The organism is Saccharomonospora marina XMU15 (assembly GCF_000244955.1).
GTDB lineage: Bacteria > Actinomycetota > Actinomycetes > Mycobacteriales > Pseudonocardiaceae > Saccharomonospora_A > Saccharomonospora_A marina.
Genome location: NZ_CM001439.1, coordinates 3,572,021 through 3,597,389, shown reverse-complemented (window position 1 = coordinate 3,597,389; position 25,369 = coordinate 3,572,021). Strand labels below are relative to the sequence as shown.

The following is a 25,369-nucleotide window of genomic DNA, read 5'->3' as shown; positions in this document are numbered from 1 at the left end:
GCCCGGATGTCGGCCGGTGCCGCTACGGTATGGGCGTGCTGGCCGAGATGCGCATCCAGGGCCTCGGAGTTATCGAGGACGCCCTGCTCGAACTGCACCCGGGGCTCACCGTGGTCACCGGGGAGACGGGCGCGGGCAAGACGATGGTGGTCACCGGCCTTCACCTGCTGTCGGGCGGCCGGTCGGAGGCGTCCAAGGTGCGTGCGGGCGCGGGCAGGGCCACGGTGGAGGGCAGGTTCGAGGACGTCACCGCCGAGCGGGTCAGGCGCATCGTGGCCGATGCGGGCGCCGACGTCGACGAGGACGGCAGTGTGCTGGCGGTGCGTTCGGTGGGAGGGGACGGCCGTTCCCGTGCCCATCTCGGTGGGCGGTCGGTCCCGGTGGGTGTGCTCGCCGACCTGGCCGAGCACGTGCTGGCCGTGCACGGTCAGAACGACCAGCTGCGCCTGCTGCGGCCCGCGGAGCAGCGGGCGGTGCTCGACCGCTTCGCGGGTGAGGCGGTCGCCGCACCGCTGGCGGACTACCGCCGGGTGCGCGAGACGTGGCTGGCCGTCCGCGCCGAACTCGAGGAGCGCTCGACCCGGGCGAGGGAGTTGGCACAGCAGGCCGACTTGTTGCGGCACGGTCTCGGTGAGATCGAGGCGGTGGCCCCCGCGCCCGGCGAGGACGCCGACCTGACCGAGCAGATCAAGCGGCTGACCGCTGTCGAGGAACTGCGGGAGGCCGCCACGGCCGCGCACACCGCGATCGCGGGTGCCGCCGAAGGTGACCCGGAGCTGCCGGGGGCGCTGGGACTGCTCGCCGAGGCGCAGCGAAGGCTCGGCGGCACGGAGGACGCCGTGTTGCGCGACCTGTGCCCGAGGCTGGCCGAGGCAGCGGTGCTGGTCGGTGACGTCGGGGCGGAACTGGCCGGGTATCTGGAGTCGCTGGAGGCCGACCCGCAGCGGCTGGAGTCGATCCTGGCCAGGCAGGCGCAGCTGAAGCAGCTGACCCGCAAGTACGCCGCGGACGTGGACGGCGTGCTGGCCTGGGCCGAGGACGCCAGGAAGCGCCTCGAAGGAATGGACACCTCCGAGGAAGCGCTCGCCGAGCTGGCCGCCCGGCGCGACGAGCTCGCGGCGGAACTGGCGGGACACGCCACGCGGGTGTCGGCCGCCCGCGCGGCCGCGGCGCGGAAGCTGGGCGAGCGGATCACCGAGGAGCTCTCCGGGCTGGCGATGGGCCAGGCCGAGCTCGAGGTCACCGTGCGCTCCCGGCACACCGACAAGGACGACCCGTACGCGCTCGTGGTGGACGGCCACTGCGTCCACGCGGCCGCCGAGGGGGTGGACGAGGTGGAGCTGCTGTTGCGGGCGCATTCGGGTGCGCCCGCGCTGGCCGTCCACAAGGCCGCCTCCGGCGGTGAGCTTTCCAGGGTGATGCTGGCGATCGAGGTGGTGCTCGCCCACGCCGACACCGTGCAGACGCTGGTGTTCGACGAGGTCGACGCAGGAGTGGGCGGCAGGGCCGCCGTGGAGGTCGGCAGGAGGCTGGCCAAGCTGGCCCGAAGCCACCAGGTGCTGGTGGTCACCCACCTGCCGCAGGTCGCGGCTTTCGCCGACCGCCATCTCGTCGTCGACAAGGGCACCGACGCCGGTGTCACGCGCAGCGACGTGCGGGTGGTGCGGCAGCAGGACCGGGTGGCCGAGCTGGCGCGCATGCTCGCGGGCCTCGCCGAGACGGAAACCGGTCGCGCGCACGCCGAGGAACTGTTGACCGCCGCCGAGCGCTACAAGAACGAGGCGGCGCGGCCCTCCGGTGCCGCTGCCACCCGGAGGAAGCGCGGCTGACCGGAACACATCGGACATTCCGCTGTGGAGGATTGAGTCAGGCTAACGGGTGAGTTCGACCCCGCGTCGCGGCGTGGCGGGACGTCGGTGGCCGTCGCGCTTGTGACGATCGGATTATGAAACTCACCGGCCTGCTGTCGCGGTCGAAGGAGGCGCTGCCCGGCACGACGGGCACGGCCAGGGTCGACCGAAATACCCCTGACCTGCTGCGCAGGGTCGGTCGCGGTGACATCGCCGTGCTAGACGAGGTGGACCTCGATCGCACGACCGCCAACGCGCTGGTGCGCGCGGGCGTCGCGGCCGTGATCAACGCGGCACCGTCCATTTCGGGCAGGTACCCCAACCTCGGTCCGGAACTCGTTGTCGGAGCCGGAATCCCGCTGGTCGACAGGGTCGGCGGCGAGGCGTTGCGGCGAATCAAGGACGGCAGCAAGATCCGCGTGCACGAGGCGGACGTGTATGCGGGCGAGACGCTCCTGGCGACGGGCACGGTGCAGACGGCCGAGACGGTCGCCGACCAGATGATCGAGGCCAAGGCCGGGATGTCGACGCAACTGGAGGCGTTCTCGGCGAACACCATCGAGTTCCTTCGCAGGGAACGCGCACTGATCCTCGACGGAGTCGGCGTGCCGCAGGTGGGGGTCCGGTTGCGGGACCGGCACGTGCTGGTGGTCGCACCGGGCACCGACCACGCCGAGGACCTGCGGGCGCTGCGCAAGTACATCGCCGAGCACCGGCCGGTGCTGGTGGGCATCGACGCCGGGGCCGACACGTTGCGCGGCCAGGGATACACCGCCGACATCGTGGTCGGCGACCCCAACAACGTGCGCGCGGAGACGCTGAAGGAGTGCGCCGAGGTGATCGTGCCCGCCCAGCCCGACGGGCACGCCCCCGGTCTGGAGCGAATCCAGGACCTCGGCATCAGTGCGGCCACGTTTCCCGCCTCGGGCAACCCTGAGGACCTGGCGCTGCTGCTCGCCGAGGCGGGCGGCGCCACTCTCGTCGTCACCGTGGGGTTCCAGGCGACACTGCGCGAGTTCCTGGACAACGGGAGGTCCGGGTCGAACCCCTCGACCTTCCTCACGCGACTGAAACTGGGCACCAGGCTGGTGGACGGCAAGGCGGTGGCCGCGCTGCACCGCAGTCGGGTTTCCGTCGGCGCGGTGGTGTTGCTCGTGGTCGCCGCGTTGCTGGCCATGCTCGCCGCGCTGCTGGCCTCCGAAGTCGGTGACGTCTACCTCGACTGGGCCGGCGACGCCTGGAGTTCGTTCACGAGCTGGGTGAAGGGATTGGCCGGATGATCTCGCTGCGTTACCACGTCGTGTCGATCGCGGCGGCGTTTCTCGCGCTCGCCGTTGGGGTGGTGCTGGGCTCGACCGCGCTCAGCGGCGCGCTGCTGTCGGGACTCTCCGACCAGAAGGGTGAACTCGCCCAGCGTGTCACCGACCTCGAGGCCGAACGCAACGGGCTCGAGGCGAAGCTGGCCGACGCCGATGCATTCGCCGGGTCCGTCGGGCCCTCGGTGGTGGACGGGATACTCGACCAGCGTTCGGTGGTGCTGGTGACGACGAGTGACGCCCGAGATGCCGACAGTTCGGCGCTGACCGAGCTCATCGAGGCAGCGGGTGGCAGCGTCACCGGCGAGGTGCGGCTCACCGGGTCGTTCACCGATTCCGCCAGGGCCGACCAGGTGCGCGACATCGTGACGCGCCTGCAGCCCGCCGGGGTGCGGCTGCCGACCGAGACCGACCCTGGCACGCTCGCGGGCGCACTGCTGGGTTCGGTACTGCTGCTGGACAAGCAGAACGCGCTGCCGCAGTCGACGCCGGAGGAGCGTGCGGCGGTGTTGGCGGGCCTGGCCGAGGGCGGGTTCGTCAAGCCGGGCGCGCAGGTGCAGCCCGCACAGCTCGCTGTGGTGTTGACGGGCGGAGCAGCGCGGGGTGAGGGCGCTGGTGACAGGGCGGCGACCCTGGCACGGTTCGCCACTCAACTCGACCGCGCGGGCGCGGGAACCGTGCTCGCGGGTGACGCGCCGTCGGCGAGTGGCTCCGGTGCGATCGGTGTCGCCAGGGCGGACACTTCCGCCGGGTCGATCCTTTCCACGGTCGACAACGTGGACAGCTCGGCGGGTCGGGTGGTGACCGTGCTTGCGCTTCGGGAGCAACTGGAGGGGCGCGCGGGCAACTACGGCGTCGCGGGCAACGCCCAGGCTCCCGCGCCCGGTGCCGCGACGCCGGGGCCGTAGCACGCGCCGAACCCGCGACCCTGCCGACGACTGTCGAATCAGGCCGGGCGGCGAGCGCAGAACTCGCGGGCAGGAGCGCAGGACTCGCGGGCAGGAGCGCAGGACTCGCGGGCAGGAGCGCAGGACTCGCGGTCAGCTGGCTGTGGGCAGCAGTCGGTGCCAGTCCTCGACGAAGCCGGGGTAGGTCTTGCCAACCGTGGCCGGGTTCTCCACGAGCACACCCGGCACGCGCAGGCCGAGCACGGCGCCCGCCATCACCAGCCGGTGATCGTCGTAGGTGTGGAACGTGCCTCCGTGCAGCGGGGCCGGGTTGATCCGCAGGCCGTCCTCGGTCTCGGTGACGTCGCCGCCCAGCGCGGAAAGCTCGGTGGCCAGCGCGGCCAGCCGGTCGGTCTCGTGCCCCCGCAGGTGCGCGACCCCGGAGATGACCGAAGGGCCGTCGGCGAAGCACAGCACGGCCGCGACCACGGGGGTCAGCTCGCCCACCTCGTGCAGGTCGAGCGTCGCGCCGCGCACCGTCGCGGTCCCGGTCACGGTGAGCCCGTCCGCGCCGAGCGTTACCTCGGCACCCAGTTCTCGCAGCAGGCTGCGTAGCCAGTCGCCCGGCTGCGTCGTCTCGGCGGGCCAGCCCTCGATCCGGACGCTGCCACCGGCCACCAGCGCGGCGGCGACGAACGGCGCGGCGCTGGACAGATCCGGCTCCACTGTGTATTCGCTCAGTGACAGTTCGGTGTGCGGCACATGGAACTCGTCGCCGTCGCGCTGCGGCCGCGCGCCGAAGCGGCGCAACATGTCCAGTGTCATCGCGATGTGCGGCTCGCTCGGCGGCCTGCCCACCAGCCGCACCGTGACGCCGGTGTCGAAGGCGGGGCCCGACAGCAGCAGCGCGGAAAGGAACTGGCTGGAGGCCGAGGAGTCCAGCTCCACCGCCCCGCCGCGCAACCCGCCGTGGCCGCGCACGGCGAACGGTGGCGCCCCGGTGCCGCCGCCGTCGAGATCGGCGCCCAGTTCGGTCAGCGCGCGCAGCAGCGGGGCCAGTGGCCTGCGGCGGATGGCGGGGTCACCATCGAAACGCACCGTGCGGAAACCGAGCGTGGCCAGCGGCGGCACGAACCGCGCGACCGTGCCTGCGTTGCCGAGTTCGACCGACACCTCCTCGCCGTCGCCCCGGGTCAGCAGCCCGACACGCACACCTTCCGGTGAGGATTGGCAGCTCGCGCCGAGCCGGTCGAGCGCGGCGAGCATCAGTCGGGCGTCACGGGAGTCCAGCGGTTCACGCACGAGCGTCGTGCCGCGTGAGATCGCGGCCAGCACGTAGGCGCGGTTGGTGATCGACTTGGAGCCGGGCACCCTCACCGTGGCGTCGAGCTCGCCCTCGGCAACCGGCGCCCGCCAGGTAGCTTCCTGCGGCACGCCATCACTGTCGCACAGCCGCGAGGCACACCGGCGGCGAGCCGCGCGGCGCGGTCGGCGGCAGGTGCGATAAGGTGGAAGCCCGTGGGACTTCAGCCGCGGACAACCAAGTACGTTTTCGTCACCGGAGGCGTCGCCTCCTCGCTGGGCAAGGGCTTGACGGCATCGAGCCTCGGCCAGCTGCTCACGGCCCGCGGGCTCCGGGTCACGATGCAGAAGCTCGACCCCTATCTCAACGTCGATCCCGGCACGATGAACCCGTTCCAGCACGGCGAGGTCTTCGTCACCGAGGACGGCGCCGAGACCGATCTCGACATCGGTCACTACGAGCGCTTCCTCGATCGCAATCTGTCCGGATCGGCCAATGTCACCACGGGACAGATCTACTCCTCGGTGATCGCCAAGGAGCGCCGGGGCGAGTACCTCGGTGACACGGTGCAGGTGATCCCGCACATCACCGACGAGATCAAGTCGCGGATCATGGCGGTGGCCGCCGAGGACGGCAGCGGGATGCGGCCCGACGTCGTCATCACCGAGGTCGGCGGGACGGTCGGCGACATCGAGTCGCTGCCGTTCCTGGAGGCGTGCAGGCAGGTCCGGCACGACGTCGGCAGGGACAACTGCTTCTTCCTGCACGTCTCGCTGGTGCCCTACCTCGCCCCCTCCGGCGAGCTGAAGACGAAGCCGACCCAGCACTCGGTTGCCGCGCTGCGCAACATCGGTATCCAGCCGGACGCGCTGGTCTGCCGCGCCGACCGCGACCTGCCGGAGGACCTCAAGCGAAAGATCGGCCTGATGTGCGATGTGGACAACGAGGCCGTGATCGCCTGCCCCGACGCTCCCTCGATCTACGACATCCCCAAGGTGCTGCACAGCGAGGCGCTGGACGCGTACGTGGTGCGCAGGCTGGGGCTGCCGTTCCGCGACGTCGACTGGACGGTGTGGGGCGATCTGCTCGATCGGGTGCACAACCCGGCGGAGACCGTACGTGTGGCGCTCGTCGGCAAGTACATCGACCTGCCGGACGCCTACCTGTCCGTCACCGAGGCACTGCGAGCGGGCGGCTTCGCCCACCGCGCGAAGGTGCAGATCGTCTGGGTGCCCTCGGACGAGGCGACCACACCGGCGGGCGCGGCCGCCGCGCTGTCCGGAGTGGACGGAGTGCTCGTGCCGGGCGGGTTCGGCGTCCGCGGCATCGAAGGCAAGATCGGTGCGATCAACTACGCTCGCACCCACAAGATTCCCGTGCTGGGGCTGTGTCTCGGTCTGCAGTGCATGGTGATCGAGGTGGCCCGCCATCTCGCCGGGCTGCGGGACGCCAATTCCGCGGAGTTCGACGAGACCACCAGCCACGCCGTGATCTCGACGATGGTCGAGCAGAAGGACGTGGTGGCAGGCGAACGGGACATGGGCGGCACCATGCGGCTCGGCGCCTACCCGGCCAAGCTGGTGCCCGGGTCGCAGGTGGCGCGGGCATACGGCAGCGTGGAGGTCTCCGAACGGCACCGCCACCGCTACGAGGTCAACAACGCCTACCGTGAGCGGCTGGCCGACGCCGGACTGGTGTTCTCCGGTACCTCGCCCGACGGCAGGCTGGTGGAGTTCATCGAGTTGTCGCAGGAGGACCACCCGTTCTTCGTCGGGACGCAGGCGCACCCCGAGTTGAAGAGCAGGCCCACCCGACCGCACCCGCTGTTCGACGCCTTCGTCAGGGCCGTCGTCGCCTACCGCACCGCCGACCGGCTTCCCGTGGAATTGCCGGAGACCCCGGTGGCCGCTCGATGACCGTGCCGGGCAGCCACGAGTTCAGCGTGATGTCCTCTCGCGACGTCCACATCGGACGCGTGGTGGGGCTGCGGGTCGACGAGGTGGTGATGCCGGGCGGCGGCATCGCCTCGCGCGAGGTGGTCGAGCACCTCGGCGCGGTCGCGGTGTGCGCGCTGGACGCCGACGCGGCGGTGACACTGGTCCACCAGTACCGCCACCCGATGCGTGACCGGCTGTGGGAACTGCCCGCGGGGCTGCTCGACGCCGACGACGAGGACCCGGTCACCACCGCCCGCAGGGAACTGGTGGAGGAAGTGGGCCTGCGGGCGGACCGGTGGGAGACGCTCGTCGACGTCGCCGCCTCCCCCGGCTTCACCGACGAGGTGGTGCGGATCTTCCTTGCCCGTGACCTGACCGAGGTGGACCGGCAGGCCCACGGCGAGGAGGAAGCGGACCTCGTCGTCAAGAAGTTCCCGCTGGCCGAGGCGGTGCGCATGGCGCTGTCCGGCGAGATCGTCAACGGCCCGACGGTGAGCGGCGTGCTCGCCGCGCACACCGTGCTGTCGGCAGCGGTGGCGACGCGGCCGACGGACGCGCCGTGGCGCAGCAGGCCGACCCGGTTCGCCTCCCGAACACGCTGACAGCGGCGTGTCGGCGCCCGGGCGGCCGGGTCGGCAGGTGGTTCAGCCTGCCAGCGGCCTGCCCTTCTCGTCCACACCGCCGTTCACCAGCAGCAGGATGCCGTCGATGATCGACCAGATCGCCCCGACGCCGAACGTCAGCAGCGTGCACAGCAACTGGGCGACGGCGAGCCCGGTCTGGCCGGTGTAGAACCGGCCGACGCCGAACGGCAGCACGATCTGCAGCAGCCCTGCGGCCAGCCGGGAACGATCGGATCGCACGACCTCGCCGCCCGCCCTCGGAGCCGGTTCGGCCACCCCCGGTGACGGCGCCTCGGTGAGCAGGAACGCGGGGTGCGGCGCGGGCAGGTCGGCGAACAGCGGGCGGAGCTGAGCCCTGGTCCTGGCCTGCAGTGCCTGTGAAACCCGCTGCTCGTACTCCTGCGAGGTCAGCCTGCCCTCGCTGAGATGCTCGCCGAGCACCTTTGCCGATTCGTCACGTTCGGCGGTGCCGATTCGCAGCTCATCCGGCTCCGGCTGAGTGGACATGCCCTCACTGTAGGTCGGTTTGCCGCGGCGCTGCCGTGGCAACGCTGAAAGGCATGAACCGCAGCAGCAGGCGGGCAGGCCCCCGCCACCCTGAAGGCCGTGACAAGGGAGCCTGGCTGGCCGCGCTGGAACAGGGCTCCAACGTGTTGCAGAGCACCGCGCCGCTGAACGGTTTCGACGTCTACGTCGTCGGGTTCCACTGCGCGAGGAACGAGCCGGAAACGCAAATGGAGGCACACCACTACTGCCGTGTTGTCAACGAGGACCTGCTGCAGTGCGTGCTGTTCGACGGCAACACCCGGCAGGCCAACCTGATCGGTGTCGAGTACATCGTCTCCGAGCGGCTGTTCGACACGCTGCCGCGGCAGGAGCAGGACCGCTGGCACCCGCACAACTACGAGATCCTCTCCGGCCAGCTGGCGGCACCGGGGTTGCCGGAGGTGGCTGAGCGGGCCTTCCTGAAACGGTTGCTCAACAGCTACGGCAAGACATGGCACACCTGGCACACCGGGCGGCACGACGGCGAACCCGGCGACGGGCTGCCGCTCGGCGAGCCGAAGCTGATGTGGTCGTTCAACCGGGACGGCGAGTGCGACGAGTCGCTGCGCCGCGACCGCGACGAGGCGATGGGGCTGGACACCGCGCGCAACCGGCAGCGGCGGCGGGAGCTGGCGCGGCTGGCGCACCCGCAGCGAGGCGAGGACGCGATGCTGGGTCAGTTCGACGGCCGCGGGTGACCGACCGTCGCCCGTCCCGGCACCGGCACCACGGGTGGCCGCTCGTCGCTAGAGTGTGCGCGTGGCACGGGCCCACGGCACCTACGTGACCGCGGTCGTCTCCGCTTACCTGGACCACCTGACGGTGGAACGAGGGACGGCCCGCAACACCCTGGACAGTTACGCGCGCGACCTGCGCCGCTACGCCGCCCACCTGCGGCGCGTCGGCGTGGCCGACATCCGCGACGTGGTGCCGGAGCACATCACCGAGTTCGGGGTGGCACTGCGCGAGGGCGACGGCGAACGCAAGCCGCTCGCCGCCTCTTCCGCCGCCAGGGCGCTGGTGGCGGTGCGCGGCCTGCACCGTTTCGCGATGGCCGACGGCATCACCGAGCACGATCCCGCCCGCGACGTGCGCCCGCCCGCGGCGGCGAGGCGACTGCCGAAGGCGCTGCCGGTGGACGACGTGCTGCGGCTGCTGCAGGTGCCTTCCTCCGGCGACGTGCGCGCGTTGCGGGACCGCGCGCTGCTGGAGCTGCTGTACTCGACAGGTGCCCGGATCTCCGAGGCGGTGGGCCTCGACCTCGACGACATCGACGACGCCGAGCGGACCGTGTTGCTCGACGGCAAGGGCGGCAGGCAGCGGCTCGTGCCCATCGGCCGCCCCGCGCTGGAGGCGCTGAATGCCTACCTGGTGCGGGCCCGCCCGGCGCTGGCGGGCAAGGGAAGGGGCACGCCGGCGGTGTTCCTCAACGTCAGGGGCGGCAGGCTGTCCCGGCAGGGTGCGTGGCAGGTGCTGAAGTCGAGCGCGCAGCGTGCCGGTATCACGGCCACCGTCTCGCCGCACACGCTGCGTCATTCGTTCGCGACACATCTGCTGGAGGGCGGCGCCGATGTCCGCGTGGTGCAGGAGCTGCTCGGACACGCGTCGGTGACCACCACACAGGTCTACACGCTGGTGACCGTCAACACGCTGCGTGAGGTTTACGCGACCGCGCACCCGCGCGCGCTCGGCTGAGCGGGCCGCAAAGTACTCCGCTCGTGCCCGGCGAGCCGCTTTGCCGCTGCTCTTCGTGCCGGAATAGGCTGGCGCGGACCATGCCGAACAAGGAGCTTTCGCCCCATGTCGACTTCCCAACAACCGGCGCGGCCGACACCGGATCGCTTGAGCGGGCTGAGCATCGCGACCGAGACCCGCGGTGACGAAGGGGAGTACGACGGGCAGATGGGCTCAGGAAACGGCGACAAGGATTGCGACGGCAGGATCGGCCCCACCGGCCGTCCCCGCCGCGAGATACCCGAACCGCCGCCACTGGACCGGCACGGGCCCGCCCACGTGGTGGCGATGTGCAACCAGAAGGGAGGCGTCGGCAAGACCACCTCGACCATCAACCTCGGTGCCGCGCTGGCCGAGTACGGCCGCAAGGTACTGCTGGTGGACTTCGACCCGCAGGGAGCGCTTTCGGTCGGGCTCGGCATCCAGCCGCACGAACTCGACCAGACCGTCTACAACGTGATCATGGAACGGTCGGTGGACATCGACGACGTCATCCGCAAGACGTCGGTGCACAACGTGGAGCTGCTGCCGAGCAACATCGACCTCTCCGCGGCGGAGGTGCAGCTCGTCGCCGAGGTAGGGCGGGAGCACACCTTGCTGAGGGTGCTGAGACCGGTGATGGACCGCTACGACTATGTTCTAGTGGACTGCCAGCCGTCGCTGGGGCTGCTCACCGTCAACGCGCTCACCGCGGCCGACGGCGTGATCATCCCGCTGGAGTGCGAGTTCTTCAGTCTGCGTGGCGTGGCGTTGCTGATCGACACCATCGAGAAGGTGCGCGAGCGGCTGAACCCCAAACTGGATATCACCGGGATTCTCGCCACCATGTTCGATCCGAGAACCCTGCATTCGAAGGAGGTCATGGCGCGCGTGGTGGAGGCTTTTGGCGACACCGTGTTCGACACGGTGATCAACCGGACGGTGCGGTTCCCCGAGACCACTGTGGCAGGCGAACCGATCACTCGCTGGGCGCCCCGCTCGGCCGGCGCGACGGCCTATCGCGCGCTGGCTCGCGAGGTGATCGCCCGGTGAGCAGGCGAGCGCCCCTGCCCGGTGCGTCAGAGCTCTTCCGCCGAACGACCAGACCGATGTTCGAGGAGTCCCTCGACGAGCATCCCGGGGAAACCGAGGACGCCCCGGCGGGCACTACCGTCGCCGAGAACGGCGGCCCCGACGGTGGCGAAGGCGGCGCGGGCGTCGGGTCCTCGCCCGACGAGCGCAGGCTGGCGCGCGCGGGCAACGGCCGCCGCGGCTCGGGCAGGCAGAAGCACGACGCCAAGATCACGGTCTACATGTCGGGGGAGGAACTGCTGGCGATGGAGCACGCCCGCCTCACCCTGCGCGGTACGCACGGGCTGGTCGTCGACCGGGGCCGCATCGTGCGGGAGGCGGTGGCGGTGCTGCTGGCCGACTTCGACCAGCACGGGGAGGACTCGGTGTTGGTGGGCAGGCTGCGCGACGTCGACCTCGGTACCGAGGAAGCCGCGAACTGATGGATGACGGGGCGGCGCCCCAGCCTGTCGAGCAGGAGGACGGCGAGCACGGTGAGCACGGTGAGCACGGCGGTTCGGCTTCCCGGTTCAAGGTTCGGCTGGACAACTTCGAGGGCCCGTTCGACCTGCTGCTGCAACTGATCTCGCAGCACCAGCTCGACGTCACAGAGGTGGCTCTGCACCAGGTCACCGACGACTTCATCGCCTACACCCGCGCGCTGGGCGCCGAGTGGGACCTCGACGAGACGACCGAGTTCCTGGTGATCGCGGCGACGCTGCTGGACCTGAAGGCGGCTCGGTTGCTGCCTTCGGCCGAGGTGGAGGACCCCGACGATCTGGCGCTGCTGGAGGCGCGGGACCTGCTGTTCGCCCGCGTGCTTCAGTACCGGGCCTACAAGCAGGTGGCCGCCCTGTTCGCGGAGCTGGAGGCGGGCGCGTTGCGGCGCTACCCGCGGTCGGTGGCGTTGGAGGATCGCTACGTCGGCCTGCTGCCCGAGGTGATGCTCGGCGTGACCCCGCAGCGCTTCGCCGAGGTGGCACTCGGGGTGTTCCGGCCCAAGCCGCCGCCCACGGTGTCGCTGGACCACCTGCACGTGGGCAAGGTGTCGGTGCGGGAGCACGCGGCGATCCTGCGGGTTCGGCTGGCGGCGTCGGGGACGGCGACCTTCTCCGAACTGGTGACCGACTGCGAGCACACCATCGAGGTGGTGGCGCGGTTCCTGGCGTTGCTCGAGCTGTACCGCGAGTCGACGGTCACCTTCGAGCAGGCCGAGGCGCTGGCCGAACTGCACGTGCGGTGGACGGGCGGGTCCGTGGCCGACGCCGAGGCCGAGGCGGAACGTGATCGCGCCGACGGCGACGACGAGGAGTACGGGTGAAAGAATCGAACGGCTGGGCCGAAGGATCGCCTGAGCCGGCGTCGGCGTCGGTGCCGCAGCCTGCCACGGAACCGAACGGGGCCGGCGAGCACGGTCGCGTCGATGCGCCGGGCACCGTGCCAACCGCTCCCGACAGCACCGAAGCCACCGACAGCACGGACGGTGCCGAGCCCGCGGGCGTGGCCGACACGGCCGACACGGCCGACACGATCGGCGAGCCCGAGGACGGCACCGCCGCGCCATCGGTGGTTGACGGCACCGCCGCTGGATCGGCGGCCGACGGCCTCGGCGCCGAACCGGTGGCTGTCTCCACCGACAGGGAACTGCCGCAGCTTCGCGGCGATGCCGACCTCGCCTGCGCGCTGGAGGCTCTGCTGCTCGTGGTGGACTCACCTGCCAGCGAGGAGTCCCTTGCGGGCGCGCTGGAGCAGCCGGTGGACCGGGTCACCGAGCTGCTGCGCACCATGGCAGAGGACCTGCGCGACCGGGGCAGCGGAATCGACCTGCGCCGGGTAGGGGAGGGCTGGCGGTTCTTCACCCGCGACACCTACGCGCCGTTCGTGGAGAAGCTGCTGCTGGACGGTCAGCGTTCGAAGCTGACCAGGGCGGCGCTGGAAACCCTCGCCGTGATCGCCTACCGGCAGCCCGTCACGCGTTCCCGCGTCGCCGCGGTGCGCGGCGTCAACGTCGACGGCGTGATCCGCACCCTGCTGGCGCGCGGCCTGATCGAGGAGAGCGGCACCGACCCCGAGACCGGTGGCACGCTGTACGTGACGACGGAGTTGTTCCTCGAGCGGCTGGGGCTGTCCTCGCTGAACGACCTGCCGCCGATCGCTCCGCTGCTGCCGGAGGTGGACTCCATCGATGACATCTGAGCGAGCCGAAGGGGTGCGCCTGCAGAAGGTGCTCGCCAAGGCGGGCGTCGCGTCGCGGCGCGCGGCCGAGGAGCTCATCGCCCGCGGCAGGGTCAAGGTCGACGGCGACGTGGTGCGCGAGCTGGGCAGGCGGGTCGATCCCGAGCACGCGGTGATCCATGTCGACGGCATGCGGGTGGTGGTGCGCGAGGACCTGGTCTACCTGGCGCTGAACAAACCACGCGGCGTGCACAGCACCATGACCGACGAGCAGGGCAGGCCGTGCGTCGGTGACTACGTGCGCGACCGGGCCGAGCGGCTGTTCCACGTCGGCAGGCTGGACGCCGACACCGAGGGCCTGCTGCTGCTGACCAACGACGGCGAGCTGGCCCACCGCCTGATGCACCCCTCCTTCCACGTGGCCAAGACCTACCTCGCGGAGGTCGAGGGCCGCGTGCCGCGCGGGCTCGGTAAGCGGTTGCGCGCCGGGGTGGAGCTGGACGACGGCCCGGTGACCGCGGACGCGTTCACGATCAAGGATGTCGGCGCCGACCGCAGTCTCGTGGAGATCGTGCTGCACGAGGGCCGCAAGCACATCGTGCGCAGGCTGCTCGCCGAGGTGGGACATCCGGTCCGCAAGCTGGTTCGAACCGCCGTCGACGGCGTGCGGCTCGGCGACACGAAGCCGGGCACGCTGCGGGCACTGTCCAGGCAGGAGATCGGGTCGCTGCACAAGACGGTCGGGCTGTGACAGCCCTCAGCCCGCCGGTGCCGCGGAACTGGCGGAGCGCCTGCGCTGTGCCGCCCGCACCACCGGCTCCACCACGCGTGCCGCGATCGGCCCGATGATCGCCATCAGCAGCACGTAGGTGGTCGCCAGCGCCGCGATCACACCGTCGACCACCCCCGCGGCCACGGCGAAACCGGCGATGATGATCGAGAATTCGCCGCGCGCGATGAGCGCCGCACCCGCCCTGGCCCGGCCCAGCTTCCCGATGCCCGCCTTGCGAGCCGCCCACCAGCCCGTCGCCAGCTTCGTCAGCGTGGTCGTGACCGCCAGCACCACGGCCCACACCAGCACCGGCGGGATCTGCCTGGGATCGGTGTTCAGTCCGAACACGACGAAGAACACCGCGGCGAACAGGTCTCGCAGCGGCTCCAGCACCTTGGTGGCGTTCTCGGCCGTGGAGCCGGAGATGGCGATGCCGAGCAGGAAGGCGCCCACCGCGGCCGACACCTGCATGGCCGAGGCGAACCCCGCCACCAGCAACGCGGCGCCGAACACCTTCAGCAAGAACACCTCGCGGTCCTCGCTGTCCACGATGGCGGAGACGTAGCGGCCGTACTTCAACGCGACCACGAGCACGACGGTGACCACGCTCAGCGAGATGCCCACGGCCCGCAGCCCGCCGAGGAAGCTGATCCCGCCGAGCACGCCGGTGAGGATCGGCAGGTACAGCGCCATCACGAGGTCCTCGAACACCAGGATCGACAGCACGACGGGTGTCTCGCGGTTACCGAGCCTGCCCAGGTCGCCGAGAACCTTCGCGATGATCCCGGAGGAGGAGATGTAGGTGATCCCGCCCATGACGAACGCGCCGACCACCCCCCAGCCCAGCAGCAGCGCCACCACGATCCCCGGGGCCGCGTTGAGGAAGATGTCGAGCAGGCCCGCCATCCACGACCGGCGCAACCCGGTGAACAGCTCGCTTGCCGAGTACTCCAGGCCCAGCGTGAGCAGCAGCAGCACCACGCCGATCTCGCTGGCGAGTTCGGTGAAACCCCCGATGTCGCCGAGCGGCACCAGTCCGCCCTGTCCGAAGGCCAGGCCGCCCAGCAGGTACAGCGGGATGGGCGAGAGACCGACCCTGCCCGCCAACCGGCCGAGCGCGCCGAGCGCGAAGAACATCGCACCCAACTGGACCAACGACAGTGCGGTGTGCCCCACAGACGACCTCAGCCGCCGTGCAGGATCTTCGCCGCGGCGTCGAGGCCTTCCGAGGTCCCCACCACCACCAGCACGTCACCGGCGGTGAAAAGGAAGTCCGGTGTGGGGGAGGGGTTGATCTGCCCCGCCCGCATCACCGCGACGATCGAGACCCCGGTGCGGGTACGCAGCGCGGTGTCACCGAGGGTACGGCCGTCGTAGGGCGAGCCCGACTTGATGGTGAGCTGCCGGGTGCTGATGCCCGGCAGCTCCCTGTGCTCCTCGGTGAGCTGCGCCACCAGTTGCGGCGCGCCGAGCAGGTTCGCCAGCGCACCGGCTTCCTCGGGGGTGAGCGGCAGCGATGCCAGGCAGGCGTCCGGGTCGTCGGATTTGGACACGATCAGCTCGATCTTGCCGTCGCGGTGGGTCACCACACCGACCCTGCGGCCGCTGCCCAGTGCGAAGTCCTTACGCACGCCGATTCCCGGCAAAGGGGTCACTTCGACGTTCACGCCGACCACGGTAGCTCACCGGCACTTTCGTTTGCGCCCAGCATCGACCGGGTACGCGGGCACGGTGCTGGTCGCGATCGGTGTGCACTTCGCGGCGGCCCTCGCCCTTCCCGCCGTCGCCCGCCGCTGGGACCGCGCGGCGTTCGCGATCGGGGCGCTGGTGCCTGCCTCGGCGTTCGTGCTGGCGCTGACCCACCTCGGCGGGCTGCCCGCCACCGAGTCGGCGTCCTGGGCGCCGGTGGTGGGGCTGGAGTTCACCGTGCGGCTGGACTCGCTGGCGATGCTGCTCACCGTGCTGGTGACCGGCATCGGGGCGATCGTGGGCGGCTACTTCGCCCGCTACGCCGAGCCGGGAAACCCGGGCAACGGCAGGGACGCCGCCGTGCTGGTGGCCTTCGCCGGGGCGATGCTCGGCCTCGTCCTCGCCGACGACGTGCTGTCGCTGTACCTGTTCTGGGAGATCACCACGGTGTGCTCGTTCCTGCTGGTCGGCGGGGACGGACGCACGGCGGCGGAACGGCGCTCGGCACGGCAGGCGCTGCTGGTGACGACGCTCGGCGGGCTCTCGCTGCTGCTCGGGCTGATCCTGTTGAGCACCGCGGCGGGGACACTGCGGATCTCGGAGATCATCGCCGAGGCGCCGTCGGGTCCCGCTGTGACGGCGGGTATCGCGCTGCTGCTGGTCGGCGTGTTCACCAAGTCGGCGCAGTTGCCGTTTCATCCCTGGCTGCCCGCGGCGATGGTGGCGCCGACACCGGTGAGTGCCTACCTGCACGCGGCGGCGATGGTGAAGGCCGGTGTCTACCTGGTGGCGCGCTTTGCCCCCGCGTTCGCCGACCGGCCGCAGTGGTGGGTGCCGCTGGTGGTGGTCGGGCTGTGGACGATGGTGCTCGGCGGGGTGCTGGCGATGCGCCAGCACGACCTGAAGCTGCTGCTGGCCTACGGCACGGTGAGCCAATTGGGGTTCCTGCTGGTGCTGCTGGCCGTCGGCACCCGGGTGTCTGCGCTGGCGGGCGCGACGATGCTGCTGGCGCACGGCTTGTTCAAGTCCGCGCTGTTCTTGACGGTCGGGGCTATCGACGAGCATGCGGGTACTCGCGACCTGCGGGAGCTGTCCGGGCTGGGCAGAAGGTGGCCGGTGCTGGCGGTGTCGGCGGGGCTGGCCGCGGCTTCCATGGCCGGTCTGCCACCGCTGCTCGGCTTCGTCGGCAAGGAGACCGCGCTGGAGGCGTTCACCCACGGCTCGGCCAAGGACCTGCTGATCCTGACCGGCATCGTGGTGGGTTCGGTACTGACCGCGGCCTACACCGTGCGGTTCTTCGTCGGCGCGTTCGGCACGCGAGCCGGTGTCGAGCCGACCGGGGCGCGGGCGCCCGGCACGGTGTTCACCACCGCTGTGGCGCTGCCCGCCGCCGCGAGCCTGCTGCTCGGAGTGTGGCCCTCGCTCACCGACTCGCTCGCGGGCGGCTACGCGGAACGTTTCGCGGGCGAGGACTACCACCTGGCGCTGTGGCACGGCTGGTCGTTGCCGCTGCTGCTGTCGGCGATCATCCTGCTCGGCGGCTACCTGCTCTACCTCGCCGGCCAGCGGTACGAAGCGCCGCGGGGATGGGTGCCCGCTCCGCTTCGCGCGCAGCAGGGTTACCGCGCGGCCGTGCGAGGCCTCGACCAGGTGGCCCAGTGGGTCACGGCGCGGGTGCAGACCGGTTCGCTGCCCGCCTACCTCGGCATCATCCTGGCCACGGTCGTCGTCGTGCCGACGGTCGGGCTGCTCGCAGGCGTCGAGCAGTCGCCTGCCACGCGGGCCTGGAGCACACAACTGCAGTTGCCGCTGGCGCTGTTCGTGGTCGCAGCCGCGCTGACCCTGCCCGCCGCGCGGCGCAGGCTCACCGCGGTGCTGCTGACCGGCGTGGTCGGTTACGGCGTCGGCGGACTGTTCCTCGTCTACGGTGCGATCGATCTGGCACTGGCACAGTTCCTGGTGGAGACGCTCACCCTGGTGGTGTTCGTGCTGGTGTTGCGCCGGTTCGACGCGCCGTTCGTCACCGAGCGGTCGACGCGGCGCTGGGCCAGCTGGCGCAAGGCGGCGATCGCCTCGCTCGGCGGGCTGTTCGTGGCGATGTTCGCCGTCGTCTTCTCCAGCACCCGCGAGGGCATCTCGCAGGCGGGTGCGCAGTACATCGCCAAGGCGGACTCGCAGGCGGGCGCGACCAACGTGGTGACCGCGATCCTGATCGACTTCCGAGCGATGGACACCATCGGCGAGATCACCGTGCTGCTCGTGGCCGCCACCGGTGCCGCGAGCCTCGGCCTGCTCGCCCGCACCGCTCGCGGTCACCGCATGCCCACCGCCGAAACCCGGCCCGCCGACGACGAGGAGGCGCGCCGGTGACCGAGCCGACCGACTGGGAAAGCTGGGACCTGCCGAGGCAGCGCTGGCTGCTGACCGAGCGCAGCCCGGCGGGCTGGCCACGCTCGCTGCAGTTGGAAGTGGCCGTGCGCGTGGTGTTCCCCACGGTGCTGACGCTGTCGGTGTACCTGTTGTTCGCCGGTCACAGCAGCGTGGGTGGCGGGTTCACCGGTGGGCTCGTCGCGGGTCTGGCCTTCGTGCTGCGCTACGTGGCGGGCGGCAGTATCGAACTCGCGGCGGCCGTACCCATCCGGCCGCCCGCCGTGATCGGTGCGGGACTCACCCTTTCGGTGGTCGCGGCGCTGGTCCCGCTCGCGTTCGGTGAGCCCGCGCTGACCAGCGCGGTGTGGCAGTGGCAGGTCCCCGTGCTGGGCAAGGTGAAGATCGCCAGCAGCCTCGCCCTCGACATCGGGGTCTACCTGCTGGTGCTGGGGGTCGTGCTGGACCTGCTGCGCACGCTCGGTTCCGGCATCGAGACCAGGGAGCTGGAACTGGCCCGGTCCGACGAAGGGCGGGGCCGATGAACATCGACGTGGTGACGCTGCTGGTGCTGGCCGTCGTGTACGGCGTCGGCTTCTACCTGCTGCTGCAGCGGTCGCTGATGCAGGTGATCCTGGGGTTCGTGGTGCTGGGGCACGGCGCCAACCTGTTCCTGCAGGCCGCGGGCGGGCCGCCTGCGGCACCGGCGTTCGTCGGACTGGTCTCCCCCGAGGCGATGGCCGATCCGCTGCCGCAGGCGCTGGCGTTGACCGCCGTGGTCATCACCTTCGGTCTCACCACCTTCCTGCTGGCGCTGGCCTACCGGGCGTGGGTGCTGCTGGGCCACGACGAGGTGCAGGACGACCTCGAGGACCGCAGGTTGCGGGTGGCCGAACTGGCCCGCGAACGCCGCCGCCACGCCGAAGACGCCGATGCCGACGATATCGGCGATATGGCCGACGACAACGAAGCCACCCACGGCGAAGCCGGCGGCGGCGATGGGCGGGAGCGAGCCGAATGAGCGTGCTCCTGTCACTGCCGGTACTGCTGCCGCTGCTGGCGGCCGCCGTGTCGCTGCTGCTAGGTCAGGTCAGCGCGGTGCAGCGGGTGCTCAGCATCGTCGTGCTGACCACCAGCGTCGTGATCGCCGCCGTGCTGCTGTTCGGCTCCGACAACGGCGGCCCGATCATCCTTCGCCTCGGCGGGTACGCGCCGCCGGTCGGGATCACGCTGGTGGCCGACCGGATCGCCGCGTTGCTGCTGCTGGTGTCGATGGTGGTCATGCTCGGCGTGCTGGTGTTCGCCATCGGCCAGCGCGTCACCGACCTCGGCAGGGCATCCACCACCACGGCGTTCCACCCGATGTACCTGGTGCTGTGCGCGGGGGTGTCGCTGGCCTTCCTCACCGGTGACCTGTTCAACCTGTTCGTGGCGTTCGAGATCATGTTGTCGGCGTCCTACGTGCTGCTGACCCGGGGGTCGACCGCGGCGAGGGTGCGCGCGGGCATGACCTACGTCATCGTGAGCCTGACGTCGTCGCTGCTGTTCCTGACCATGGTGGCCGGGATCTACGCCGCCACCGGAACGGTGAACCTCGCCGACCTGTCGCAGCGTGTGCCCGACCTGCCGCCGGGTGTGCGCGGCATGCTCGGCCTGCTGCTGGTGGTGGTGTTCGGGATCAAGTCGGCCGTGGTGCCGCTGCACTTCTGGCTGCCCGACAGCTACCCGACCGCGCCCGCCCCGATCACCGCGCTGTTCGCGGCGCTGCTCACGAAGGTCGGCGTCTACGCCATCATCCGCACCCAGACGCTGCTGTTCGACCGCTCGCAGGACTGGAACTTCCTCCTCGCCGCCGCGCTGCTGACCATGCTGGTGGGTGCGCTGGGCGCGATCGCGCAGAACGACCTGAACCGGATGCTGTCGTTCCTGCTGGTCAGCCATATCGGTTACATGCTGTTCGGGCTCGCGTTGTTCTCGGTGACCGGGCTGACCGGCGTGATCCTGTACGTGGTGCACCACATCGCGGTGCAGGCGGCGCTGTTCCTGGTGAGCGGACTGATCACCAGGTACACGGGCACCGCTTCGCTGCGGGACATGTGCGGGGTGGCGAGCGGGCACCCGGCCGTCGCGCTGCTGTTCGCCGTTCCGGCGTTGAGTCTGGCGGGAATCCCGCCGCTTTCCGGTTTCGTCGCCAAGGTGGTGCTGCTGCGGGCGGGTTCGGAGACGGCGACGCCGATGGCCTACACCGTTACCGGAGTCGCGGTGCTGACCAGCTTCCTGTCGCTGTACGCCATGACCAGGGTGTGGATCGGCGTCTTCTGGGGCAAGCCGAGGCCGCCGGTGCCGGACGCGGACCCGGCCGACGAGGTGACCGTGGGCACCGGCGTGACGTCGAAACCCATGCTGGTGTCGGCGGCGAGCGTGGTGGCGGTCGGGATGGCGATCGCCGCCGCCGCGGGACCGCTGTCGTCGTTCAGCGAGCGAGCCGCCACGGACCTGCTCGATCGCGGACCGTACCAGGCGGCCGTGCTTGGCGGTGACGACCGGTGAGGCGCCTGAGCGGACGGTTGTCGCTGGCGTTGTTCGGCTGGCTGTTGGGGGTATGGCTGCTGCTGTGGGGCTCGGTCGCGCCCGGCACCGTGCTGACCGGGCTGCTGGTGGCCGCCTCGGTGCTGCTGCTGTTCCCGCTGCCCACCAGGTCACTGCCGCTGCTGCGCCCGGTACGGCTGCTGATTCTGGTGGTGTTCGTGGTCGTCGACGTCACCGAGTCGGCGGTGCGGCTGGCACTGGAGATCCTGCGGTCGGGGCCCGGGGTGCGTTCCGCCGTCGTCGCGGTGCCCTCGCTGTCCGACGTGGACCATGTGGTCGCCGCCTGCGCCGGGGTGATCTCACTGACGCCCAACACGTTCGTGCTGCAGATCGACCGCGAGGGCGGGGTGCTCTACGTGTACTCGCTCGGCGTGCGCACGAAGCGGCAGGCCGACAGGGCACACGACCAGGCCATCCAGTTGCAGGTGCGGGTGGTGCTCGCCATCGCGCCCGCCGAGGAGGCGCGGGACGTGCGCGAGCGCGCCGCCACGGTGCGCAGGGTCGGCCCCATCTCGCCGGAGAAAACCCCCGAGGAGGACTCGTGAGCTGGGTGTACTTCGCGACGTTCGCCATGCTCGCCGTGGGTGGCGTGCTCACGCTGTGGCGGATGCTGCGCGGGCCGCGGTCGCTGGACCGGGTGCTGGCGCTGGACATGCTGCTGGTGCTGATCATCGCGGGGGTCACGGTGGGCATGGCGATGACGGGGCGAGGTCTCAGCCTCGCGCTGCTGCTGTCGGTGTCGCTGCTGAGCTTCATCGGCTCGATCAGCGCCGTGCGGCTCGTGGAACGCTGGGAGAGTCACCGATGATCGCGCTGGACATAGCCTCCGCCGTGCTGCTGCTGGCGGGCGGGCTGTTCTCCATGCTGGGCGGCGTCGGGGTGGTGCGGTTTCCCGACGTGCCCACCAGATTGCAGGCCGCCACCAAACCGCAGGTGTTCGGGTTGTTGCTGATTCTGCTGGGCACGTCGCTGCGGCTGGCACCCGCCGACGCGGTCGGGCTCGGCCTGGTCGCGCTGTTCCAGGTGCTCACCGCCCCGGTGCTGGCGCAACTGTTCGGTGGCGTCGCATACCGCACCGGTGCCTACGACGAGCACGTGTTCGTCAGCGACGAGTTGGACGAGCGCCTGCGTGCGAGGCGCCGCTGACCGGCAGGCAGAATGGTGGCCGCAGACGGTGAGGACGTGGCGTCCGGCGGCGCACGAAACTGGAGGAGACGGTCGGTGGTGACAGTGTTGCGCGGCGTTGTGGCATTGGACGGTCCTTCGGGAACCGGGAAGACCACGGTGGCGCGGAAGCTGGCCGCCGAGCTCGGCGCCCGGTACCTGGACACCGGGGCGATGTACCGGCTGGTGACGCTCGCCGTGCTGCGCGAGGGCATCGACCCCGGCGACACCGATGCGGTGGCCGCGCTCGCGCGCGACGTCGAGATCAGCGTCGGCACCAGCCCCGAGGAACCCAGCGTGCTGCTCAACGGTGAGGACGTCGCCGAGGAGATCCGCACCGAGCCGGTGAACCGGGCGGTGTCCGCAGTGTCCGCGGTGCCGAGGGTGCGCAAGATCCTTGTCGCGGGCCAGCGAGCGATCATCGACCGGGTGCTCGCGGCCGAAGGCGGGATCGTCGTCGAGGGCAGGGACATCGGCACCGTCGTGGTGCCGGACGCGCCGCTGAAGGTCTTCCTCACCGCCTCGGCCGAGGTGCGCGCCGCCCGGCGCAGTGCGCAGGACTCGGCGGCGGGCAGGGCGGTCAGCGCCGTCGACGCGCGCGCGTCGGTCGAGCGCAGGGACCGGCTCGACTCCACCCGCGCCACCTCGCCGCTGCGGGTCGCCGACGATGCGGTGGAGTTCGACACCTCCGAACTGACCGTCGAGGAGGTCATCGCGGCGCTGAGTGAGCTCGCGGGCCGACGTGGCTTGCTCAACGGCGAGGTGGCGGAGGCTCGCGGATGAGCGGACTGCCGCCCGGCGCGACGCCGTGGCTGCACGACCTCGGCAGGGCGATCGCCAGGCACCTGTACCGGCCCGCATACCGCATCAGGGTCGAAGGGCTCGACCGCGTGCCCCGCAGCGGCCCCGTGGTGCTCGTCGCCAACCACAGCTCCATGATCGAGCCGCAACTGATCTTCGGAATGTTGCCGAGGCGGTCGGTGTTCCTCGTCAAGGAGGAGTTGTTCACCTCGGTGGCGGGCTGGGGACTGCGCCGGATCGGGCAGGTGCCGGTCAGGCGGTCGGCGCCCGACCGGGGCGCGCTGCTGACCGCCGTGGGTGTGCTGCGCGAGGGCGGCCTGGTGGCCGTGTTCCCTGAGGGCTCGCGGGGAGCGGGCGACGTCAGCCAGGCGCAGCGCGGTGCCGCCTGGCTCGTGCGCAGCTGCGGCGCCGTCGTGCTGCCGGTGGCGGTGCGAGGCACGCTGCGCCCGCCGGGCACCCGGCGCAGGCTGCGGCCCACCGTCGACCTGCTCGTCGGCGAGCCGTTCGCGCCCGCCGTCGGGCCGGGCAGCGCGGGACTGGCGCACGGCACAGAGGACATCAGAAGCAGGCTCGCCGCGCTCGTACGGGCCCTTGACGAGCGTAGACAGCTACGGGAAGAGAAGGCATGACCGAACAAGACGGCACCTGGGTCGACGAGTCGGAGTTCGCGCGGCTCGACGAGTTGGGGGCCGAGGAGTCCACCGGCGAGGCAGCCGAACTCGCGCAGCCGGTGCTGGCCGTCGTCGGCAGGCCCAACGTGGGCAAGTCCACTCTGGTCAACCGCATCCTGGGGCGCAGGGAGGCGGTGGTGCAGGACGTGCCCGGCGTCACCAGGGACAGGATCGCCTACGACGCCATGTGGCGCGGGCGCCGGTTCACCCTCGTGGACACCGGCGGCTGGGAGCCGGACGCCACCGGGATGCGCGCTTCGGTGGCGGCGCAGGCTGAGCTGGCGATGTCCACGGCGGACGCCGTGCTGCTCGTCGTGGACGCCACCGTGGGCGCGACGGCGACCGACGAGGCCGTCGCGAGGGTGCTGCGCCGTTCCGACCGCCCGGTGTTGCTCGCCGCCAACAAGGTGGACGACGAGCGGCTGCTCGCCGAGGTCGCTTCGCTGTGGTCGCTGGGCCTCGGCGAACCGCACCCGGTGAGCGCGCTGCACGGCCGCAGTTCCGGCGACCTGCTCGACGCGGTCGTCGACGTGCTGCCCGAGGCGCCACGCGACACCGGCCAGGAGGTCACCGGCCCGCGCCGCGTCGCCCTCGTCGGCAAACCCAACGTCGGCAAGTCCAGCCTGCTCAACAAGCTCACCGGCGAGGAGCGGGCGGTGGTCGACGCCGTCGCGGGCACCACTGTGGACCCGGTGGACTCGCTGGTGGAGCTGGACGGTCAGGCGTGGCGGTTCGTGGACACCGCGGGTCTGCGCAAGCGGGTGCAGACGGCCAGCGGCACCGAGTACTACGCCAGCCTGCGCACCAAGACCGCGATCGACGCCGCCGAGGTGGTGATCGTGCTGCTCGACGCGAGTGAACCGCTTTCGGAGCAGGACCTGCGGGTGGTGACGATGGTCGCCGACGCGGGAAGGGCGCTGGTGCTCGCGTTCAACAAGTGGGACCTGGTGGACGAGGATCGCAGGCGGCAACTGGATCGCGAGATCGACAGGGGACTGGTCCGGGTGCCGTGGGCCGAGCGGGTCAACGTCTCGGCGCTGACCGGAAGGGCGGTGCGCAAGCTGGCGCCCGCGCTGCGCACCGCGCTGGCCTCCTGGGACCAGCGGGTGCCGACCGGCCAGCTCAACAGCTGGCTTTCCGATCTGATCGCCGCCACACCACCGCCGGTGCGCGGTGGCAAGCAGCCGAAGGTGTTGTTCGCCACCCAGGCCGGAATTCGGCCCCCCACGCTGGTGCTGTTCACCACCGGGTTCCTGGAGGCGGGCTACCGCCGCTTCGTCGAGCGCAAGTTCCGCGAACGGTTCGGCTTCCGCGGCACCCCGGTGCGGATCAACGTGCGGGTGCGGGAGAAGAAGCCGCGCAAGTCACGCTGAGTCGGCAAGCGCGGCGGTCACGGTCCGCACGAGCTCGGCGACGACGTCGTCGAGCTCGACGTGCTGCTCACTCGCCCAGTCGCGCAGCGGTTCGTCGGCGGCGCCGGTCGGTCTGCGGGGTGGCGTACCTGTCCGTGTCCCGGTGTGGGTGCGGTCGTTCGAGCCGGTTCGGCTTTGTTCAGCTCTGTTCGGCGGGTCGGTCACCAGCCCGACTTGTCGTGTCCGGTGCGAGCCACACCGAATCTGAGGCCAGGTGGTCGGCCGCGGCGCCCGGCCGGCCGTGCTTGACCCTCGGGATCACCTACGCTACAAATGTAGTAACGCTACAGTTGTAGCGAATTGGGGGTGGCATGGCTTCGGCGGCCGGCGGCGGTAACGGACACGACCGCGAACGGCGCCCTGGTCGCTCGCAAATGGACGGACGCGTCTCTCACGGTGAAGTCGAGCAAGTTGGGTCGCCTAAGCAGGGCTCTTTCACGTGGACGGAGAAAAGGCTGCAAGGCAACGCCGTCGGTGCCCGGC

General features: G+C 71.0%; 27 protein-coding genes. 22 read left to right on the top strand and 5 right to left on the bottom strand.

Annotation, left to right across the window (positions count from 1 at the left end; genetic code table 11):
• The first annotated feature begins 29 nt into the window (after positions 1-29).
• From recN to SACMADRAFT_RS16995, 3 genes are all read left to right on the top strand, one after another.
• On the top strand, positions 30-1,829 hold the full coding sequence (recN, locus tag SACMADRAFT_RS17005; RefSeq protein ID WP_009155071.1) for a DNA repair protein RecN: 1,800 nt from the start codon (positions 30-32) through the stop codon (positions 1,827-1,829).
• Positions 1,830-1,945: 116 nt separating this feature from the next.
• Complete coding sequence (gene steA / locus SACMADRAFT_RS17000) at positions 1,946-3,130, top strand: putative cytokinetic ring protein SteA (RefSeq protein WP_009155070.1); 1,185 nt, start codon at positions 1,946-1,948, stop codon at positions 3,128-3,130.
• Entirely contained in the window at positions 3,127-4,074 is a 948-nt protein-coding gene (locus SACMADRAFT_RS16995; RefSeq protein WP_009155069.1) for a copper transporter, read from the top strand. Before steA ends, SACMADRAFT_RS16995 begins: the two co-directional genes overlap by 4 nt.
• A 132-nt stretch (positions 4,075-4,206) precedes the next feature.
• On the opposite strand, the gene aroA is transcribed toward SACMADRAFT_RS16995, so the two are convergent.
• Positions 4,207-5,487 carry a 3-phosphoshikimate 1-carboxyvinyltransferase gene (aroA, locus tag SACMADRAFT_RS16990; RefSeq protein WP_009155068.1) on the bottom strand — a complete coding sequence of 427 codons (1,281 nt, stop codon included), beginning with the start codon at positions 5,485-5,487 and terminating at the stop codon, positions 4,207-4,209.
• A gap of 84 nt (positions 5,488-5,571) precedes the next feature.
• Between aroA and SACMADRAFT_RS16985 the strand changes: the two genes are divergently transcribed.
• Positions 5,572-7,272: a CTP synthase gene (locus SACMADRAFT_RS16985; RefSeq protein WP_009155067.1), complete on the top strand. Its 1,701-nt coding sequence runs from the start codon at positions 5,572-5,574 to the stop codon at positions 7,270-7,272.
• Positions 7,269-7,895, top strand: coding sequence for an NUDIX domain-containing protein (locus SACMADRAFT_RS16980; RefSeq protein WP_009155066.1), 627 nt, complete (start codon positions 7,269-7,271; stop codon positions 7,893-7,895). Before SACMADRAFT_RS16985 ends, SACMADRAFT_RS16980 begins: the two co-directional genes overlap by 4 nt.
• A gap of 42 nt (positions 7,896-7,937) precedes the next feature.
• Here SACMADRAFT_RS16980 and SACMADRAFT_RS16975 read toward each other — a convergent pair whose 3' ends face one another.
• Complete coding sequence (locus SACMADRAFT_RS16975) at positions 7,938-8,423, bottom strand: DUF1707 domain-containing protein (protein WP_009155065.1); 486 nt, start codon at positions 8,421-8,423, stop codon at positions 7,938-7,940.
• A 53-nt stretch (positions 8,424-8,476) separates the two neighbouring features.
• Here SACMADRAFT_RS16975 and SACMADRAFT_RS16970 point away from each other — a divergent pair, with 53 nt between their 5' ends.
• The 7 genes from SACMADRAFT_RS16970 (at position 8,477) to SACMADRAFT_RS16940 (ending at position 14,172) form a co-directional block, all read left to right on the top strand.
• On the top strand, positions 8,477-9,160 hold the full coding sequence (locus SACMADRAFT_RS16970) for an OBAP family protein (RefSeq protein WP_009155064.1): 684 nt from the start codon (positions 8,477-8,479) through the stop codon (positions 9,158-9,160).
• A 61-nt stretch (positions 9,161-9,221) separates the two neighbouring features.
• Positions 9,222-10,157 (top strand): site-specific tyrosine recombinase XerD, encoded by a 936-nt coding sequence (gene xerD / locus SACMADRAFT_RS16965; protein ID WP_009155063.1) that lies wholly within the window; start codon positions 9,222-9,224, stop codon positions 10,155-10,157.
• Between the two features lie 105 nt (positions 10,158-10,262).
• Positions 10,263-11,228, top strand: coding sequence for a ParA family protein (locus SACMADRAFT_RS16960; protein WP_009155062.1), 966 nt, complete (start codon positions 10,263-10,265; stop codon positions 11,226-11,228).
• Positions 11,225-11,689, top strand: coding sequence for a hypothetical protein (locus tag SACMADRAFT_RS16955; RefSeq protein ID WP_040925733.1), 465 nt, complete (start codon positions 11,225-11,227; stop codon positions 11,687-11,689). Before SACMADRAFT_RS16960 ends, SACMADRAFT_RS16955 begins: the two co-directional genes overlap by 4 nt.
• The gene (locus SACMADRAFT_RS16950; protein WP_009155060.1) at positions 11,689-12,567 is read left to right on the top strand and encodes a segregation and condensation protein A; all 879 of its coding nucleotides are present in this window, start codon (positions 11,689-11,691) and stop codon (positions 12,565-12,567) included. The genes SACMADRAFT_RS16955 and SACMADRAFT_RS16950 overlap by 1 nt, the downstream gene beginning before the upstream one ends.
• Positions 12,564-13,442, top strand: coding sequence for an SMC-Scp complex subunit ScpB (gene scpB, locus SACMADRAFT_RS16945; protein ID WP_009155059.1), 879 nt, complete (start codon positions 12,564-12,566; stop codon positions 13,440-13,442). Before SACMADRAFT_RS16950 ends, scpB begins: the two co-directional genes overlap by 4 nt.
• Positions 13,432-14,172 carry a pseudouridine synthase gene (locus SACMADRAFT_RS16940; protein WP_009155058.1) on the top strand — a complete coding sequence of 247 codons (741 nt, stop codon included), beginning with the start codon at positions 13,432-13,434 and terminating at the stop codon, positions 14,170-14,172. Before scpB ends, SACMADRAFT_RS16940 begins: the two co-directional genes overlap by 11 nt.
• A gap of 6 nt (positions 14,173-14,178) precedes the next feature.
• Here SACMADRAFT_RS16940 and SACMADRAFT_RS16935 read toward each other — a convergent pair whose 3' ends face one another.
• Together SACMADRAFT_RS16935 and SACMADRAFT_RS16930 are read right to left on the bottom strand one after the other, a co-directional pair.
• The gene (locus SACMADRAFT_RS16935) at positions 14,179-15,369 is read right to left on the bottom strand and encodes a cation:proton antiporter (RefSeq protein ID WP_009155057.1); all 1,191 of its coding nucleotides are present in this window, start codon (positions 15,367-15,369) and stop codon (positions 14,179-14,181) included.
• 8 nt (positions 15,370-15,377) lie between these two features.
• Positions 15,378-15,860 carry a cation:proton antiporter regulatory subunit gene (locus tag SACMADRAFT_RS16930; protein WP_040926524.1) on the bottom strand — a complete coding sequence of 161 codons (483 nt, stop codon included), beginning with the start codon at positions 15,858-15,860 and terminating at the stop codon, positions 15,378-15,380.
• Positions 15,861-15,924: 64 nt separating this feature from the next.
• Here SACMADRAFT_RS16930 and mbhE point away from each other — a divergent pair, with 64 nt between their 5' ends.
• The 10 genes from mbhE (at position 15,925) to der (ending at position 24,847) form a co-directional block, all read left to right on the top strand.
• Positions 15,925-18,252: a hydrogen gas-evolving membrane-bound hydrogenase subunit E gene (mbhE, locus tag SACMADRAFT_RS30975; protein WP_009155055.1), complete on the top strand. Its 2,328-nt coding sequence runs from the start codon at positions 15,925-15,927 to the stop codon at positions 18,250-18,252.
• Positions 18,249-18,794 (top strand): MnhB domain-containing protein, encoded by a 546-nt coding sequence (locus SACMADRAFT_RS30970; RefSeq protein ID WP_009155054.1) that lies wholly within the window; start codon positions 18,249-18,251, stop codon positions 18,792-18,794. Before mbhE ends, SACMADRAFT_RS30970 begins: the two co-directional genes overlap by 4 nt.
• Positions 18,791-19,270, top strand: a complete 480-nt coding sequence (locus SACMADRAFT_RS16915; RefSeq protein ID WP_009155053.1) for a sodium:proton antiporter — start codon at positions 18,791-18,793, stop codon at positions 19,268-19,270. Before SACMADRAFT_RS30970 ends, SACMADRAFT_RS16915 begins: the two co-directional genes overlap by 4 nt.
• On the top strand, positions 19,267-20,799 hold the full coding sequence (locus tag SACMADRAFT_RS16910; protein WP_009155052.1) for a Na+/H+ antiporter subunit D: 1,533 nt from the start codon (positions 19,267-19,269) through the stop codon (positions 20,797-20,799). The genes SACMADRAFT_RS16915 and SACMADRAFT_RS16910 overlap by 4 nt, the downstream gene beginning before the upstream one ends.
• Positions 20,796-21,383: a Na+/H+ antiporter subunit E gene (locus SACMADRAFT_RS16905; protein ID WP_009155051.1), complete on the top strand. Its 588-nt coding sequence runs from the start codon at positions 20,796-20,798 to the stop codon at positions 21,381-21,383. Before SACMADRAFT_RS16910 ends, SACMADRAFT_RS16905 begins: the two co-directional genes overlap by 4 nt.
• A complete protein-coding gene (locus SACMADRAFT_RS16900) occupies positions 21,380-21,646 on the top strand; it encodes a monovalent cation/H+ antiporter complex subunit F (RefSeq protein WP_009155050.1) in 267 nt (88 codons plus the stop codon). The genes SACMADRAFT_RS16905 and SACMADRAFT_RS16900 overlap by 4 nt, the downstream gene beginning before the upstream one ends.
• Positions 21,643-21,984, top strand: a complete 342-nt coding sequence (gene mnhG, locus SACMADRAFT_RS16895) for a monovalent cation/H(+) antiporter subunit G (RefSeq protein ID WP_009155049.1) — start codon at positions 21,643-21,645, stop codon at positions 21,982-21,984. The genes SACMADRAFT_RS16900 and mnhG overlap by 4 nt, the downstream gene beginning before the upstream one ends.
• Positions 21,985-22,059: 75 nt before the next feature.
• Positions 22,060-22,785, top strand: coding sequence for a (d)CMP kinase (gene cmk / locus SACMADRAFT_RS16890; RefSeq protein ID WP_232285421.1), 726 nt, complete (start codon positions 22,060-22,062; stop codon positions 22,783-22,785).
• Positions 22,782-23,432 carry a lysophospholipid acyltransferase family protein gene (locus SACMADRAFT_RS16885; RefSeq protein ID WP_009155047.1) on the top strand — a complete coding sequence of 217 codons (651 nt, stop codon included), beginning with the start codon at positions 22,782-22,784 and terminating at the stop codon, positions 23,430-23,432. Before cmk ends, SACMADRAFT_RS16885 begins: the two co-directional genes overlap by 4 nt.
• A complete protein-coding gene (gene der, locus SACMADRAFT_RS16880; RefSeq protein WP_009155046.1) occupies positions 23,429-24,847 on the top strand; it encodes a ribosome biogenesis GTPase Der in 1,419 nt (472 codons plus the stop codon). Before SACMADRAFT_RS16885 ends, der begins: the two co-directional genes overlap by 4 nt.
• On the opposite strand, the gene SACMADRAFT_RS30445 is transcribed toward der, so the two are convergent.
• Positions 24,839-25,051 (bottom strand): hypothetical protein, encoded by a 213-nt coding sequence (locus SACMADRAFT_RS30445; RefSeq protein WP_040925732.1) that lies wholly within the window; start codon positions 25,049-25,051, stop codon positions 24,839-24,841. The genes der and SACMADRAFT_RS30445 overlap by 9 nt on opposite strands.
• Positions 25,052-25,369 lie beyond the last annotated feature (318 nt).